A 15,055-nucleotide genomic window follows, 5' to 3' on the forward strand; every position below is an offset into this window, starting at 1 on the left:
AAATACATTTGTTACATGTAATCTTTAAAATAAAATGAACTTCATAGAATAGTATCCAAATGTGCTTTTTTTTGGATAACGGCACTTATTGTTATATTCATGAAGATTATAATCACAAGGGAATACATAATGAAAAGAAAAGTTCTGGCAATGCTGGTCCCGGCGTTATTAGTTGCTGGCGCAGCAAATGCGGCTGAAATTTATAATAAAAATGGCAATAAAGTTGATTTCTACGGCAAGATGGTCGGCGAGCGCATCTGGTCGAACACTGATGATAATAACAGCGAAAACGAAGATACTTCCTATGCTCGTTTCGGTGTTAAAGGTGAAACTCAAATCACCAGCGAACTGACTGGTTTTGGTCAGTTTGAATACAACCTCGACGCCAGCAAACCTGAAGGTTCTAACCAGGAAAAAACCCGTTTAACCTTCGCTGGTTTGAAATATAACGAACTCGGATCTTTCGACTATGGTCGTAACTACGGTGTCGCCTACGACGCTGCAGCTTATACCGATATGTTAGTTGAATGGGGTGGTGATTCCTGGGCTTCCGCTGATAACTTTATGAACGGTCGTACCAACGGTGTTGCAACCTATCGTAACTCCGATTTCTTTGGTCTGGTCGATGGTCTGAATTTTGCAGTTCAGTATCAAGGGAAGAACAGCAACCGTAGCGTTACAAAACAAAACGGTGATGGCTATGCGTTGTCTGTAGACTACAACATCGAAGGTTTTGGTTTTGTAGGTGCATATAGCAAATCTGACCGTACTAATGAGCAAGTTGCTGATAGAAACGGTTCTAATGCAGAATTATGGTCTTTGGCAGCAAAATATGATGCTAACAATGTCTACGCTGCTGTGATGTATGGTGAAACTCGTAATATGACACCGACATCAGTTAATACAGGTGGCTTCGACAACGACGGCAACTCGATAATGCATGATCAACTGATCAACGAAACTCAGAACTTTGAAGCCGTTGTTCAGTATCAGTTCGACTTTGGTCTGCGTCCTTCCTTGGGTTATGTTTACTCCAAAGGTAAGGATATCAAAGGCGTCCCAGGCCATAGATATGTTGACGCCGACCGCGTGAACTACATCGAAGTAGGCACCTGGTACTTCTTTAATAAGAATATGAACGTTTATACAGCGTACAAATTCAATATGCTGGATAAAGATGACGCGGCAATTACTGGCGCAGCAACTGATGACCAGTTTGCAGTTGGTATCGTTTACCAGTTCTAATCAGCCAACGCGCCTCGGCGTGTTACTGTAAAACCTAATACCCGCCTGAGTTCGTCACTCATCGAACTCAGGCTTTTTTATCGTCATCAAATCAGCAACAGCGGCACGCTAAACTGCCGTAGCATATCGACAAAACCCAATTCCTGAGTAGCTCCCAGCACAATAACATCTTCCAGTTGCTGTTCAGCCAGCTCTTTCACTCCTTCCGGAAGAGTACCAAAATAAACATAGGTATGGATAAACCCTTCAGGCAAAACCAACTGTTCTGCCAGTGTAGCTAAACGGCGCAAAGCCTGGTCACGTAGCACATATTCCAGACGATGCATGTCAGAAACATATCCCCGCTCCAGTATCCTTACATACTCCGGTATAAAGCCAAGCAAATGAACATGCCCTGATGAAACATTGGCGAAAAATTGCGCATGACAAAACGCTTGCTCTCTATCATCCCGGGAAAAGACATTCACCGGAATAACAATATTTCGGTACATAGAAAATCCCTGAAAACATCTGAATATAAAAAGAATTTACATTATTATTAATTTATCTGTTAAATTTTATACTTACGCCATAAATACAGCATCATTGGGCACATTAAATCAGCTGCGCCTTAGCCACTCCTGGCAGAGCAGCTCCAGGCAGCTCCTGTAATTATCACATCTGATGACATGTAATTAATCATATCTGTCATCAGTTAAACCTTAATCTGGATCATCATTTTTTCGCGACTAACGGCCTTACAGGGCAGTTTCATCATTATTTTTTTGCTAAAAATCTTATCGACGAATCTTGCAATCCCCCACTATGATGAGGGTATGCAATCTCATCTTTTCTGAAAAATGAACTAAAATACATTGCTACACTTTGAGTTTTTTATTGCAAATAAGGTGGAATCGGTGAGATCACTATTCGATAATAGCTGTGTGTTTACCCAACCGTATTTAACATCCTCCCCTACCGCTTTCGGTATATTGACTCATTTTACGCTCCTGGTTAAATATAGCACCCAGCTCAGTCGCGAATATAGTGACTAACCTACCTAAGTAACAATAAGGAATACACTATGACTGTTCAAACAAGTAAGAATCCGCAGATCGATATTGCTGAAGATAATGCGTTCTTCCCTTCAGAATTTTCGCTTAGCCAATATACCAGTCCGGTATCTGACCTTGATGGTGTGGACTATCCAAAACCGTATAGCGGCAAGCACAAAATTCTGGTGATCGCCGCTGACGAACGCTATTTGCCGACCGATAACGGTAAACTGTTCTCAACGGGCAACCATCCGATTGAAACGTTGCTGCCGCTGTATCACCTGTATGCAGCAGGTTTCGAGTTTGAAGTTGCGACCATTTCCGGCCTGATGACGAAGTTTGAATACTGGGCTATGCCGCACAAAGATGAAAAAGTGATGCCATTCTTTGAGCAACATAAATCTTTGTTCCGCAATCCGAAGAAATTAGCAGATGTTGTCGCCAGCTTGAACGCAGACAGCGAGTACGCAGCAATTTTTGTTCCCGGCGGTCATGGCGCTCTCATTGGCTTACCGGAAAGCAAAGAAGTTGCAAGCGCTTTAAAATGGGCAGTTGAAAATGACCGTTTTGTTATCTCCCTCTGCCATGGTCCGGCTGCGTTTCTGGCGCTTCGCCATGGCGATAACCCACTAAACGGTTATTCCATTTGTGCGTTCCCTGACGCCGCAGATAAACAAACGCCAGATATTGGCTATATGCCTGGTCATCTGACCTGGTACTTTGGTGAAGAACTGAAAAAAATGGGAATGAATATCATCAATGATGATATTACTGGCCGGGTACATAAGGATCGTAAACTTCTCACCGGAGACAGTCCTTTTGCGGCAAATGCACTGGGTAAACTCGCAGCACAGGAAATGTTGGCTGCGTACCAGGGTTAATCGGACATCACTTACGGTATAGTAAAAAAGTGGGGGTATTTCCCCCACTTAGATAATCACTCTGATTGCTGACGTTTTATCTCTTCTCTTACCTTCACTTAGCATCGACTTCAGATTGAAATGTACATTGAAGCTATGCAATACAAGTATTTTTGCGATACAAACATAATTTAATTGAATAATTAAAAATTAATAATAGAAATAAATTATGTATTATCTCGCTATTTAGCGATTTTAGAAAACGACTATCTCTGATAAACTCCATCACGTTTTAACCAGTAGGGAAGCGAGGTTGGAAATGTCGTTAGTGTCAATTTTTAGACGCATTGCATTCAGTTATTATGATTATTCATGTAAAAATATCAATATTGCAAATACTGAATTTGTGGTCATTCACATCCCCGACCAAATTGGTGATGCAATGGCTATTTACCCCATAATTAGATCGCTGGAATCACATAAAATAAAACATTTATTGATTGTCACATCTACAATTAATAAAGCCGTTTTTGATTCGCTTTGTCTTAAGGAGACTAAATTAACATTAGTCAGTATGACAATGCAGGATCATGCCAGCTTTAGCGAAATAAAAATTCTGGCGCAAAGTATAAGAGAGCAATACGGTACACCGGATCTCTGCATTGAAGCTATGCGCAAGAAAAACCTGAAGACAATGCTGTTCATAAGTCATTTAAAAGCCAAAACCAATTTACAAGTTGTGGGTTTAACAATGAAATGTTATTCCTCCTTATGTAAATCGGCGTCGAAAATGGACCAGTCTCTTCGGGCGCCAGTACCAATGACATGGGCATTCATGATGCGAGAAGCTGGTTTTCCGCCTGTCCGCCCCTTATTTGAACTGCCTATCAGTGAAGAGGTAAGAAACGAAGTGCGTTATGAACTTACCTCATTGGGTGCATATATTGCTCTTAATCTTGATGGTAGTGTTCAGGAGCGAACTTTTTCAGGCTCAATGGCTAAAAAGCTAATAACCATGATTAAAAATGAAATAAATATGCCAATTGTCATTGTTCATGGCCCGAATGGTACTGAAAAAGCAGTAGAACTAGCGCAGTGTTTTGACAATGTCTATAATTTATCATTACCGCCTTCAATACCACGTTCTGCCGCCGTCATAAAAGATGCTTTTCTCGCAATAACACCTGATACTTCTATTTTACATATGACAAGTGCTTATAATATTCCTGTCATCGCAGTATATGCCGATTATAAAACACGCTGGCCTGCTATGGCAGATATTTCAGAGACGATTGTGGTAGGGAAAAATATTGATCACATCAATCTGGATGAATTCAGAAATACGATAAAAAGAATTATCGCAAAAATTCAGCCCTGATGTAGTTATCAGATTTAAGGGAGGTTAGATACGAACCCGGTTATGGCTAACGTTGAAAAGCAAAAAGCCTGCTCGAAAGCAGGCTTTTCAAAATCTGGCTCCTCTGACTGGACTCGAACCAGTGACATACGGATTAACAGTCCGCCGTTCTACCGACTGAACTACAGAGGAATCGTGAGAACGAGGCGAATATTACTGAGTGGCACTGCGAGTGTCAACACTAAAATTCACACGTTATTTCAATCGGTTAATTAAGCAACAAAATTGATATTTAATGAGCATCTGGTGCTGAATATGTGCCTCGTTCATTCGCATTTCGCAGTCTTTGCAGCGGTTCCTGCTGATAAAATTGGCAGAAACGTTGCCACAGCGAGGGGAAGCGAGGAGCAAAAAGCTCCGGGGCGCTAAAAAAGTATTCGGAAAGCACGGCAAAACATTCTGCAGGGTCACTGGCGGCATAAGCATCGATGCTGGAGGCATTTTCGCCCACTAATTCAATTTCGTCCTGAATGTTATTCATCGCCGCGTGAAGATCGTGTTCCCAGCCCGCGACTTCACGTAAAGGAATAAAGGGGACACCACTGGCGCGATCGCCGTTCCGGGTGTCCAGTTTATGTGCAACTTCGTGGATAATCAGATTAAACCCAGAGGCATCGAAAGAATCCTGTATATCGAGCCAATTCAATACGATGGAGCCTTGCTGCCAGCTTTGACCTGACTGAACGATGCGTTGATTATGTACCAGTCCTATATCGTCTTCCCATTCATCATCTACCACAAATGGCGCTGGGTAAATTAACACTTCATGGAAACCATCCAGCCATTCCAGCCCCAGCTCCATAACAGGTAAACAAAACAGCAAGGCGATACGACCGCTTTTCAAAGCGTCAAGTTCAACCCCTTGTAAAGGAACCAACCGTTTTTGTTGCAAAAAACGTCCAGCAAGAGTGACTAATTTGTTTTGCTCCTGCTCAGTCAAACTTGTCAAAAGAGGTATCGACAAAGCTTCCTTCCACGGAATTGCATCATCATGAACGGTTTCTTGTACTTTCCAGGGCCACTTAATCATCGTTTTGCTCGCAAACTCGTCACTTGAACAAAATTGCACGGACAGGGACTGTTAAAATGCCAAATTTCCTGGCATCATTGCAACAATCTGAACGGAGAGATGCCGGAGCGGCTGAACGGACCGGTCTCGAAAACCGGAGTAGGGGCAACTCTACCGGGGGTTCAAATCCCCCTCTCTCCGCCAATCATTCAAGCAATTAGCCCATCCCGTGTCAGTGACACAAATCTCATTGAGAAAATTCGAAAAATTCATCTGCGAAAATAACGCCAGCAAGTAGCCAGTGCTACCTTAGCGATCACATTTTTCTGTCTTTTGATTTCTAATACGCACCTGAATCCACAATTTTCTTCGTTTCCAGCACATTACAGTAGCCCCTATCCGTCCTCCATGCTCATTTTCGGGTATAAAAATATTTGCAGATGCTCTCTGTCGCGGTAGTCTCATAAGGTTCGTTTATAGATCGACGGCAATGTGAGTTACCTTTTTCCATACTAATTATAAAAAGACAGTACAGACAGGAACACTATGGACTCCACGCTCATCTCCACGCGTCCCGATGAAGGAACGCTTTCGTTAAGTCGCGCCCGACGAGCTGCGCTAGGCAGTTTTGCCGGTGCCGTCGTCGACTGGTACGATTTTTTACTCTATGGCATTACTGCCGCACTGGTATTTAATCGAGAGTTTTTCCCGCAAGTGAGTCCGGCAATGGGAACCCTCGCAGCGTTTGCCACTTTTGGTGTCGGATTCCTTTTCCGTCCGCTTGGAGGTGTCATTTTCGGTCATTTTGGCGACCGCCTGGGGCGTAAACGCATGTTGATGCTGACTGTCTGGATGATGGGGATCGCAACAGCATTGATTGGTATTCTTCCTTCATTCTCGACTATTGGCTGGTGGGCACCGATTTTACTGGTGACGCTGCGTGCTATTCAGGGATTTGCCGTCGGCGGCGAATGGGGAGGCGCAGCATTGCTGTCCGTTGAAAGCGCGCCGAAAAATAAAAAAGCCTTTTACAGTAGCGGTGTACAAGTTGGCTACGGTGTAGGGTTGCTGCTTTCAACTGGACTGGTTTCGCTGATTAGTATGATGACCACTGACGAGCAGTTTTTGAGCTGGGGCTGGCGCATTCCTTTCCTGTTTAGCACCGTACTGGTGCTGGGGGCATTGTGGGTGCGTAATGGCATGGAGGAATCCGCTGAATTTGAGCAACAGCAACATAATCAAGCGGCAGTGAAAAAGCGAATCCCTGTTATCCAGGCACTGTTACTACATCCAGGGGCTTTTCTGAAGATTATTGCGCTGCGACTGTGCGAGTTGCTGACGATGTATATCGTTACCGCCTTTGCGCTTAACTACTCAACTCAGAATATGGGGCTGCCACGCGAATTATTCCTGAATATTGGTTTGCTTGTGGGAGGGTTAAGCTGCCTGACAATTCCCTGTTTTGCCTGGCTTGCCGATCGTTTTGGTCGCCGCAGGGTTTATATCACTGGCGCAGTTATCGGAACCTTAAGCGCGTTTCCTTTCTTCATGGCGCTCGAGGCTCAATCCATTTTCTGGATAGTCTTCTTCTCCATTATGTTGGCGAATATTGCGCATGACATGGTGGTTTGTGTGCAGCAACCGATGTTCACAGAGATGTTTGGTGCCAGTTATCGCTACAGCGGCGCTGGGGTCGGATATCAAGTTGCCAGTGTGGTTGGTGGTGGGTTTACCCCTTTTATTGCCGCCGCCCTCATTACTTATTTTTCCGGGGACTGGCATAGCGTCGCAATTTATTTGCTGGCTGGATGCCTGATTTCCGCAATAACCGCTTTGTTGATGAAAGACAATCAACGCATCTGATGGTCTGGCGAAGATCATTCGATCTTCGCCTTACACTTTTGTTTCACATTCCTGTGACATACTATCGGATAGTGCGGTAATTGTATGGAACAGGAGACACACATGAATAATAAGGGCTCCGGTCTGACCCCAGCTCAGGCACTGGATAAACTTGACGCGCTGTATGAGCAATCTGTAGTCGCTTTACGCAATGCCATTGGAAAATATATTAAAAGTGGTGAATTGCCTGATGAAAACGCCCGCAAGCAAGGTCTTTTTGTCTATCCATCACTGACCGTGACCTGGGACGGCTGCGCCACAAACCCTCCCAAAACACGCGCATTTGGACGTTTTACTCACGCTGGCAGCTATACCACCACTATTACCCGCCCTGCTCTCTTTCGTTCGTATCTCAATGAACAACTAACGTTGCTGTATCAAGATTATGGTGCGCACATCTCCGTGCAACCCTCGCAGCATGAAATCCCCTATCCCTATGTCATTGATGGCTCTGAACTGACACTTGATCGATCGATGAGCGCCGGGTTAACACGTTACTTCCCGACAACAGAACTGGCGCAAATTGGCGATGAAACTGCAGACGGCATTTATCATCCAACGGAATTTTCTCCGCTATCGCATTTTGATGCGCGCCGGGTAGATTTTTCCCTCGCGCGGTTACGCCATTATACCGGCACGCCCGTCGAACATTTTCAGCCATTCGTTTTGTTTACCAACTACACACGTTATGTGGATGAATTCGTTCGTTGGGGGTGCAGCCAGATCCTCGATCCTGATAGTCCCTACATTGCTCTTTCCTGTGCTGGAGGGATATGGATCACCGCCGAAACAGAAGCACCTGAAGAAGCGATTTCTGACCTCGCATGGAAAAAACACCAGATGCCAGCATGGCATTTAATCACTGCCGATGGTCAGGGTATTACTCTGGTGAATATTGGCGTGGGTCCGTCAAATGCTAAAACCATCTGCGATCATCTGGCGGTGCTACGCCCGGATGTCTGGCTGATGATTGGTCACTGCGGTGGATTACGTGAAAGCCAGTCCATTGGTGATTATGTACTTGCACATGCTTATTTACGTGATGACCACGTTCTTGATGCAGTTTTGCCGCCCGATATCCCTATTCCCAGCATTGCTGAAGTGCAACGCGCGCTTTATGACGCCACCAAATTGGTCAGTGGCAGGCCGGGTGAGGAAGTTAAACAGCGGCTACGTACTGGCACTGTGGTAACTACTGATGACAGGAACTGGGAATTGCGTTACTCGGCTTCTGCGCTTCGTTTTAACTTAAGTCGGGCCGTAGCGATTGACATGGAAAGTGCAACCATTGCAGCACAAGGATACCGTTTCCGCGTGCCATACGGGACGCTACTGTGTGTTTCAGATAAACCATTGCATGGTGAGATTAAACTTCCCGGCCAGGCTAACCGTTTTTATGAAGGTGCAATTTCCGAACACTTGCAGATTGGCATCCGGGCAATTGATTTACTGCGCGCTGAAGGCGATCGACTGCATTCCCGTAAACTACGAACCTTTAATGAGCCGCCGTTCCGATAATGGGCTCAGATCCTTTGCGTCAGGAAAAGATGTGAAGGATTTTAAAAGCAAAAAGCCCGCTATCAAAGCGGGCTTTTCAAAATCTGGCTCCTCTGACTGGACTCGAACCAGTGACATACGGATTAACAGTCCGCCGTTCTACCGACTGAACTACAGAGGAATCGTGAGAACGGGGCGAATATTAACGATGCCTATCCGCATTGTCAAAGCCTGTTTTTTAATTTTGAAATCGTTTGCTGAAATATTCTGCGTTTTGTCGTTTATTCCGACACGACTGGCTTTTTTTCACACTTTTCATGTTCAGTGCGAGGATATTTCCATAGCCAGCGCCCAGTCACCATCCGCCAGTAAAACAACACAGCACGCACGGCCCAATCGGCAAACATCCCCATCCAAACGCCAACCACGCCCCAGCCAAGCATAATTCCCAGCGCATAACCTACTACCACTCGGCATCCCCACATGCTCAACATAGAAACCCACATGGCATAGCGGGCATCACGAGCACCTTTAAAACCCGCAGGTAATACCCATGAGGCGGACCAAATAGGCATAAACAACGCGTTTAGCCAAATAAGAATCACAACCACGTGTTTAACCTGGGGATCCTGGGTATAAAACGACGCCATAACCCCGGCAAAAGGAGCCGTTAACCAGGCTATCGCTGTTAACCCAAGGGTGGACAACCAGAAAACATGCCTCAACTGTATTTCTGCTTGCGCTATCTGCCCTACTCCCAGCCTTCGACCAGTAATTATCGTAGAAGCAGAACCGAGCGCACTCCCAGGTAAATTGATAAGAGCCGCAATCGAAAAAGCGATAAAATTCCCGGCAATAACGCTGGTTCCCATACCGGCAACAAACATTTGTGTTAATAACCGACCACTGGTAAATAATACTGATTCAACACTCGCGGGAATACCAATTCCCATAACTTCCCAGATAATGCTGAAATTCAATGGCTTAAAATAGCTCTTTAACGAGATTCGTAGCGCAGGATTAAAGCCAATCGCCAGTACCCACAAAATTGCAATTGCGCCAATATAACGGGAAATAGTTAATCCCAGCCCAGCCCCAACAAACCCCAACCCCTGCCAGGAGAAAAGCCCGTAAATCAATACACCGCTAATAATAATATTAAAAATATTCATGCTACCATTTATAAGTAACGGTATTTTCGTATTCCCGGCACCACGAAGTGCCCCACTGCCAATCAAGGTGATGGCAGCGGCTGGATAACTGAGCACCGTCAGTTCCAGATAAGTCAACGCCAGTGCTTTAACCTCTGTCGTGGCATCACCTGCAACAAAATCGATAATTTGCTCACCAAAATGATGAATGAGAATTGCCAACAGCACGGCAAATAACGTCATGATCACCAGTGATTGCCGTGTTGCTACTCTGGCTCGCCGTCGATCACGTTTACCGAGACTAAATGCCACAACGACAGTAGTACCAAGATCGATAGCAGCGAAAAAGGCCATAATGACCATATTGAAGCTGTCCGCCAACCCAACGCCCGCCATCGCATCTTTTCCCAGCCAACTGACCAGAAAAGTGCTCAGCACGCCCATCAACAGGACACAGGCATTCTCCATAAAGATAGGAACAGCAAGCGGAGTTATTTCGCGCCAGAACAACACTTTGTAACTCTTACGTTTTGAGTGCCAGCGAGTGTGGCGAACAACCTGGCGTAAAGCTGAGGGGATATTCAAAGCCGACCTTAATTGCAGAAAGTGAAACCACATTTCAAATAATGAGGGAGAATCAGAAAAGCTGCAAAGATTTTCGCCGACAAATTGTCTGCAAATGCAACAAACTGTTGATAGAAACGGCAAACGGTTGAGGAATTTAAAAAACAGGTTTGACAAAAGATTTTTCGCCGTTAAGATGTGCCTCAACAGCGATTCCTCTGTAGTTCAGTCGGTAGAACGGCGGACTGTTAATCCGTATGTCACTGGTTCGAGTCCAGTCAGAGGAGCCAGATTCTAGTTTTGAGACATCTCTATGAGTCTCAAGATGGTTAAAAAACAAGAACCTATCTTTACCCGGTTGTCTCGCAAGAGGCTACCGGGTTTCTTGACATCCATAGTTTTTGGGGGCCTAATCGGGGGCCTCACGGTTCGGTGAGCAAACGGAGCCCCCACGCTATGGCATTAACAGACACCGCTATTTGCAAGACTAAACCCTCTGACAAACCCTTCAAAATGACAGACAGTTCTGGACTGTACCTGTTGATCAAACCTAATGGCTCAAAACTCTGGTATATGAAGTACCGCATCGACGGGAAAGAGAAGAAGTTAGCCTTTGGCCCCTACCCGGAGATCTCGCTGTTGCAGGCTCGCCGCCTGCGCGAAACGGCACGCAATAACATTCATGCAGGCGTCGATCCGGCGGCGGTGAAGCAGACGGAGAAACAGAAGCGGAAAAACGGGCAGACGTTCAGCCAGATCGCCACCAACTGGCATGGCGAGCACAAACGCTGGTCTGAGCATTACGCGAAAACCGTTATGCGCAGGCTGGAGATGTATGTTTTCCCGGATATCGGAGATCGCCTTATCGAGGAAATCGAAACGGAAGATTTGTTGTTCACACTGCGTAAGGTGGAGAGCAAAGGTTTTCTGGAAATCACCGCGCGGCTGAAAAACTACGTCACCGATATCATGCACTACGCGATGAAAAAGAAACTGCTCAAAGCGAACCCGGCGCTGTATCTGGACGGTGAGTTTGCCGCGCCAGAAACGAATCACTACCCGGCCCTGTCGCTGGATAAATTGCCTGAGCTTTTAACCCGCACGGATAGCTACTGCGGCAGGCTGATGACAAAATATGCGCTCAAGCTGTCGCTGATGTTTTTTGTACGCTCCAGCGAGCTACGCTTTGCCCGCTGGAGTGAAATCGACTGGCAGCAAAAACTGTGGGTGATCCCGGAAGAACGCGAGCAGATTGAGAACGTGCGTTTCTCGTACCGTGGCTCGAAAATGAAAATTCAGCATATCGTACCGCTGTCGGATCAGGCGATTGCGATCCTGAAACAGATTGAAGCCCTCTCCGGGCATCTGGCCTTTATTTTTCCCGGCGAATATGACCAGGACAAATGCATGAGCGACAACACCGTCAATAAGGCGCTGCGCGTGATGGGCTATGACACCAAAAAGGATGTTTGCGGTCACGGCTTCCGGGCGATGGCCTGCAGTGCGCTGAGTGAATCGGGATTATGGAGCAAACAGGCCATTGAAAAGCAGATGAGCCACCAGGAAACCAACAGCGTTCGCGCCGCGTATATTCACAAGGCTGAATATCTGGAGGAACGGATCGAGATGATGCAGTGGTGGTCTGATTATCTTGATGCAAATAATGACGGGTATATTTCGGCTTACCAGTATGCCCGACGGCTGAAACAGGCGTCGTAAGTTAACAAAACATCAGAGGGGGAAAAGGTATATTCCCCCTTTGTGCGTTTCAAATGTCGATGCTGACTGTAGCTTTTAAACTAAATCACTGGATAAAAAGTAGCTTTTAAGCTACTATCTCATCATATGAAAACAATAAAAACCTACATAACTGCCGACGGGCGGGATCTGTATGCAGAGTTTTTTAAAGGGTTACGCGACCCCATTGCGAAGGCAAAGATCGCTTCCCGGATCAACCGGATGGCTTCGGACAATTTTGGCGACCACAAGCCCTGCCGGGAAGGTGTCTGGGAACTCAGGATAGATCAAGGGGCTGGATATCGGGTCTATTACAGCCTGGTGGAGGGGGAAGTTGTCCTGCTGCTTCTGGCTGGCGACAAGCGCACGCAGGATGCAGATATAGATGAGGCTATTCGCTGCCTCAAAGACTATTTGAAGAGGTGATGTATGGCGAAAGAACGTTTATATGATGATGTCATGGTGGAGGCGCTCAGAGAAGATCCGGCCTTTGCTCAGGCCTATCTGCATCAGGCATTTCTTGATATGGATGAAGATGGCGGCCAGGAGGCTTTTTTACTCGCGTTACGCCACGTTGTTGAAGCGCGTGGAGGAATGGCGACGGTTGCCCAGAAAGCCGGTGTATCGCGTGAATCGCTGTACCGCACGCTCTCCCCGACCGGCAACCCGACACTAAAAACACTCCGCAGCGTTGTCCACGCCGCAGGTTTTCAGTTCTCTGCGCTGGCAAGTGCCTGAACGGATTTACATTTACTGTTAAGGAACCCTGCCTCACCAGCGGGGTTTTTTATTTTCTGCGATCTACCTTTCAGTAGCATCCTTTGCCCATCGGGCATGAAGCTCCAGCACTGCCTGAGCAAAATTATCATCAACCGTGTAGAAATAGCACTCTGGAACGTTAAGTACTTTAGCAAACGCGCACATCATTTCGAATGTCGGTCGGTGTATTCCACTTTCATATTGAGAAATACGGGAACGAGCCGTAGCTTCTTCAATACCTGCCAGTACACCTAACTTTTCCTGAGTGAGATTAGCACTTAAACGAGCGGTTTTAAGACGAACAGGCAACATAGCTATACCACCAATAAGGATATTGACAGCATGTTTAGCATTGCTTTACAGGAGAGTTGCTTAGACTTTCTGAACAAAGGGCTAATAACATCTTCTTACTTTTTTGAATAATGATAGTGGGTTAAATAAAGCGCCAGAATCATTTCAGCAAATTCATCATTAACCGTATAAAAATAACACTCCGGCACATTCAGTACCTTTGCGAACGAACACATCATTTCAAATGTTGGGCGATGTATCCCACCTTCGTACTGGGATTCGCGAGAACGCGCTGTTTCCTCTTCAATACCCGCAAGCACTCCCAATTTTTCCTGAGTCATAGCGGCTCGTAACCGGGCTGTTTTAAGTCGAAAAGGAATCATCTGTTACGCCATCAATGATCATACATTGACTTACTGTTTAGCATTACTTAACATCGTAGTTGTTTAGATATGCTGAACAAATGATATTTATCTGAAACAACAATATAAGGGTGATGGAGATGGTTAATCAGGACTGGCACCCGGCAGATATCATCGCCGGGTTAAGAAAGAAAGGAACGTCACTGGCTGAGGTATCACGTAAAGCGGGGTTGAGTTCTTCCACACTGGCAAATGCACTTTCCCGCCCGTGGCCACGTGGAGAAAAACTCATTGCTGATGCGCTGGAGATATCACCAGAAATAATCTGGCCTTCAAGATACTTTGATGACAATGGTAATCGCCTAGAAAGGATCATGCGAAAGCGATGAACCTGATACAACAAAATCGGCTCTCCCGGTGTGTGGTCAGCCTGTGGCTGAGCGCACACCGGGAGACGACAAGCGAAGCGCGGCAGTGTGCCATTCACAAATTCCCCTTTCTGCGCCAGAAATAACGGTGTAATCTCCCTCCTGCATCATAGTTGTCTAAGACAACGCCCCATGCTTCACGGTCTGAAAGAAGCGCCTGTTTACAGGATGACCAGCCCTTACTGGCGTTGATCTCTGAAAACGCCGGAGACGCCAATCCCTCGCGTCTGAGACTGAAGCTTATACACCGGACGGCTTCATCGTCATCGCTTAACGGCAACGGCCTTCACTGGCTGAACGGCTTACTCATATCCTGCTGATTACCAACGCCCTTTACATGACGCTCTGCGGCCCGCATTGCTGAAGGCTTTGCTGCCGCGTGGCCGTCATCCTGCACCCCGGACGATTCTGTCGTCATCGCTTAACAATAACGGCCTTCACTGGCTGAACGGCTGATTCATACCCTGCTGATTACCGGCACCTTTTACATGACGGGTTGCGGCCTGCATTGCCGAAGGCTTTGCTGCCGCGTGACCGTCATCCTGCACCAGAAACGCAACGTTTACGCCCTGCACCAGACGAGGCGTCACTTTGATCGCGTCAGCGAAAAAGCAAAGTGACGCCGCACAACACACCGCCGCAAGCCCCGGATTATCCGGCCTGCGCCATATTCCCGCCAACTGACATGCCCTTTCCGGGCCAGAGTAAAGGAGAAAAAGATCGATACCGAGGGGGGCAAGACGCCCCGGAGAATTTCCTGCTTCGGCAGGCAGTCTGTACCGCGTACAGCCTGAAACTC

15 protein-coding genes and 4 tRNA genes are annotated in these 15,055 nt (G+C 46.4%); 11 read left to right on the plus strand and 8 right to left on the minus strand.

All coding sequences use genetic code 11. The features are described 5' to 3' along the window. Positions 1–129 precede the first annotated feature (129 nt). Positions 130–1,245, plus strand: a complete 1,116-nt coding sequence (locus tag HEN21_RS17450; protein WP_176252121.1) for a porin — start codon at positions 130–132, stop codon at positions 1,243–1,245. Between the two features lie 86 nt (positions 1,246–1,331). On the opposite strand, the gene HEN21_RS17455 is transcribed toward HEN21_RS17450, so the two are convergent. Beyond that, entirely contained in the window at positions 1,332–1,736 is a 405-nt protein-coding gene (locus HEN21_RS17455; protein WP_105286918.1) for a universal stress protein, read from the minus strand. Positions 1,737–2,308: 572 nt separating this feature from the next. On the opposite strand from HEN21_RS17455, the gene hchA reads away from it, so the two are divergent. Both hchA and HEN21_RS17465 read left to right on the plus strand, forming a co-directional pair. After that, complete coding sequence (gene hchA / locus HEN21_RS17460; RefSeq protein ID WP_105286917.1) at positions 2,309–3,160, plus strand: glyoxalase III HchA; 852 nt, start codon at positions 2,309–2,311, stop codon at positions 3,158–3,160. 298 nt (positions 3,161–3,458) lie between these two features. Continuing rightward, positions 3,459–4,517, plus strand: coding sequence for a glycosyltransferase family 9 protein (locus tag HEN21_RS17465; protein ID WP_016158471.1), 1,059 nt, complete (start codon positions 3,459–3,461; stop codon positions 4,515–4,517). A 95-nt stretch (positions 4,518–4,612) separates the two neighbouring features. On the opposite strand, the gene HEN21_RS17470 is transcribed toward HEN21_RS17465, so the two are convergent. Both HEN21_RS17470 and mtfA read right to left on the minus strand, forming a co-directional pair. Beyond that, positions 4,613–4,688, minus strand: a tRNA-Asn gene (locus tag HEN21_RS17470). A gap of 100 nt (positions 4,689–4,788) precedes the next feature. Beyond that, positions 4,789–5,586 (minus strand): DgsA anti-repressor MtfA, encoded by a 798-nt coding sequence (gene mtfA / locus HEN21_RS17475; RefSeq protein ID WP_176252120.1) that lies wholly within the window; start codon positions 5,584–5,586, stop codon positions 4,789–4,791. 93 nt (positions 5,587–5,679) lie between these two features. On the opposite strand from mtfA, the gene HEN21_RS17480 reads away from it, so the two are divergent. The 3 genes from HEN21_RS17480 (at position 5,680) to amn (ending at position 8,985) form a co-directional block, all read left to right on the plus strand. Continuing rightward, positions 5,680–5,769 (plus strand) — tRNA-Ser (locus HEN21_RS17480). 342 nt (positions 5,770–6,111) lie between these two features. Then, complete coding sequence (shiA, locus tag HEN21_RS17485) at positions 6,112–7,428, plus strand: shikimate transporter (protein ID WP_176252119.1); 1,317 nt, start codon at positions 6,112–6,114, stop codon at positions 7,426–7,428. Between the two features lie 102 nt (positions 7,429–7,530). After that, positions 7,531–8,985: an AMP nucleosidase gene (amn, locus tag HEN21_RS17490; RefSeq protein WP_001060211.1), complete on the plus strand. Its 1,455-nt coding sequence runs from the start codon at positions 7,531–7,533 to the stop codon at positions 8,983–8,985. 84 nt (positions 8,986–9,069) lie between these two features. Here amn and HEN21_RS17495 read toward each other — a convergent pair. Together HEN21_RS17495 and yeeO are read right to left on the minus strand one after the other, a co-directional pair. Next, a tRNA-Asn gene (locus tag HEN21_RS17495) sits at positions 9,070–9,145 on the minus strand. Positions 9,146–9,245: 100 nt separating this feature from the next. After that, entirely contained in the window at positions 9,246–10,733 is a 1,488-nt protein-coding gene (gene yeeO / locus HEN21_RS17500) for a toxic metabolite efflux MATE transporter YeeO (protein WP_286192495.1), read from the minus strand. A 160-nt stretch (positions 10,734–10,893) separates the two neighbouring features. On the opposite strand from yeeO, the gene HEN21_RS17505 reads away from it, so the two are divergent. The 4 genes from HEN21_RS17505 (at position 10,894) to HEN21_RS17520 (ending at position 13,154) form a co-directional block, all read left to right on the plus strand. Next, a tRNA-Asn gene (locus tag HEN21_RS17505) sits at positions 10,894–10,969 on the plus strand. Positions 10,970–11,135: 166 nt separating this feature from the next. Then, entirely contained in the window at positions 11,136–12,398 is a 1,263-nt protein-coding gene (locus HEN21_RS17510) for a tyrosine-type recombinase/integrase (RefSeq protein ID WP_176252508.1), read from the plus strand. Positions 12,399–12,524: 126 nt separating this feature from the next. Beyond that, positions 12,525–12,842 carry a type II toxin-antitoxin system RelE/ParE family toxin gene (locus HEN21_RS17515; RefSeq protein WP_176252507.1) on the plus strand — a complete coding sequence of 106 codons (318 nt, stop codon included), beginning with the start codon at positions 12,525–12,527 and terminating at the stop codon, positions 12,840–12,842. 3 nt (positions 12,843–12,845) lie between these two features. Next, the gene (locus HEN21_RS17520) at positions 12,846–13,154 is read left to right on the plus strand and encodes an addiction module antidote protein (protein ID WP_016248851.1); all 309 of its coding nucleotides are present in this window, start codon (positions 12,846–12,848) and stop codon (positions 13,152–13,154) included. Positions 13,155–13,217: 63 nt separating this feature from the next. Here HEN21_RS17520 and HEN21_RS17525 read toward each other — a convergent pair whose 3' ends face one another. Both HEN21_RS17525 and HEN21_RS17530 read right to left on the minus strand, forming a co-directional pair. Continuing rightward, complete coding sequence (locus HEN21_RS17525; protein WP_176252506.1) at positions 13,218–13,487, minus strand: helix-turn-helix domain-containing protein; 270 nt, start codon at positions 13,485–13,487, stop codon at positions 13,218–13,220. Positions 13,488–13,582: 95 nt separating this feature from the next. After that, the gene (locus HEN21_RS17530; RefSeq protein WP_176252505.1) at positions 13,583–13,849 is read right to left on the minus strand and encodes a helix-turn-helix domain-containing protein; all 267 of its coding nucleotides are present in this window, start codon (positions 13,847–13,849) and stop codon (positions 13,583–13,585) included. 119 nt (positions 13,850–13,968) lie between these two features. On the opposite strand from HEN21_RS17530, the gene HEN21_RS17535 reads away from it, so the two are divergent. Next, positions 13,969–14,217 (plus strand): helix-turn-helix domain-containing protein, encoded by a 249-nt coding sequence (locus HEN21_RS17535; RefSeq protein WP_176252504.1) that lies wholly within the window; start codon positions 13,969–13,971, stop codon positions 14,215–14,217. A 476-nt stretch (positions 14,218–14,693) separates the two neighbouring features. On the opposite strand, the gene HEN21_RS17540 is transcribed toward HEN21_RS17535, so the two are convergent. Next, positions 14,694–14,936: a hypothetical protein gene (locus HEN21_RS17540; RefSeq protein WP_176252484.1), complete on the minus strand. Its 243-nt coding sequence runs from the start codon at positions 14,934–14,936 to the stop codon at positions 14,694–14,696. Positions 14,937–15,055: the final 119 nt, after the last annotated feature.

Origin of the sequence: Escherichia sp. 93.1518 (assembly GCF_013368915.2) — a bacterium.
GTDB lineage: Bacteria > Pseudomonadota > Gammaproteobacteria > Enterobacterales > Enterobacteriaceae > Escherichia > Escherichia ruysiae.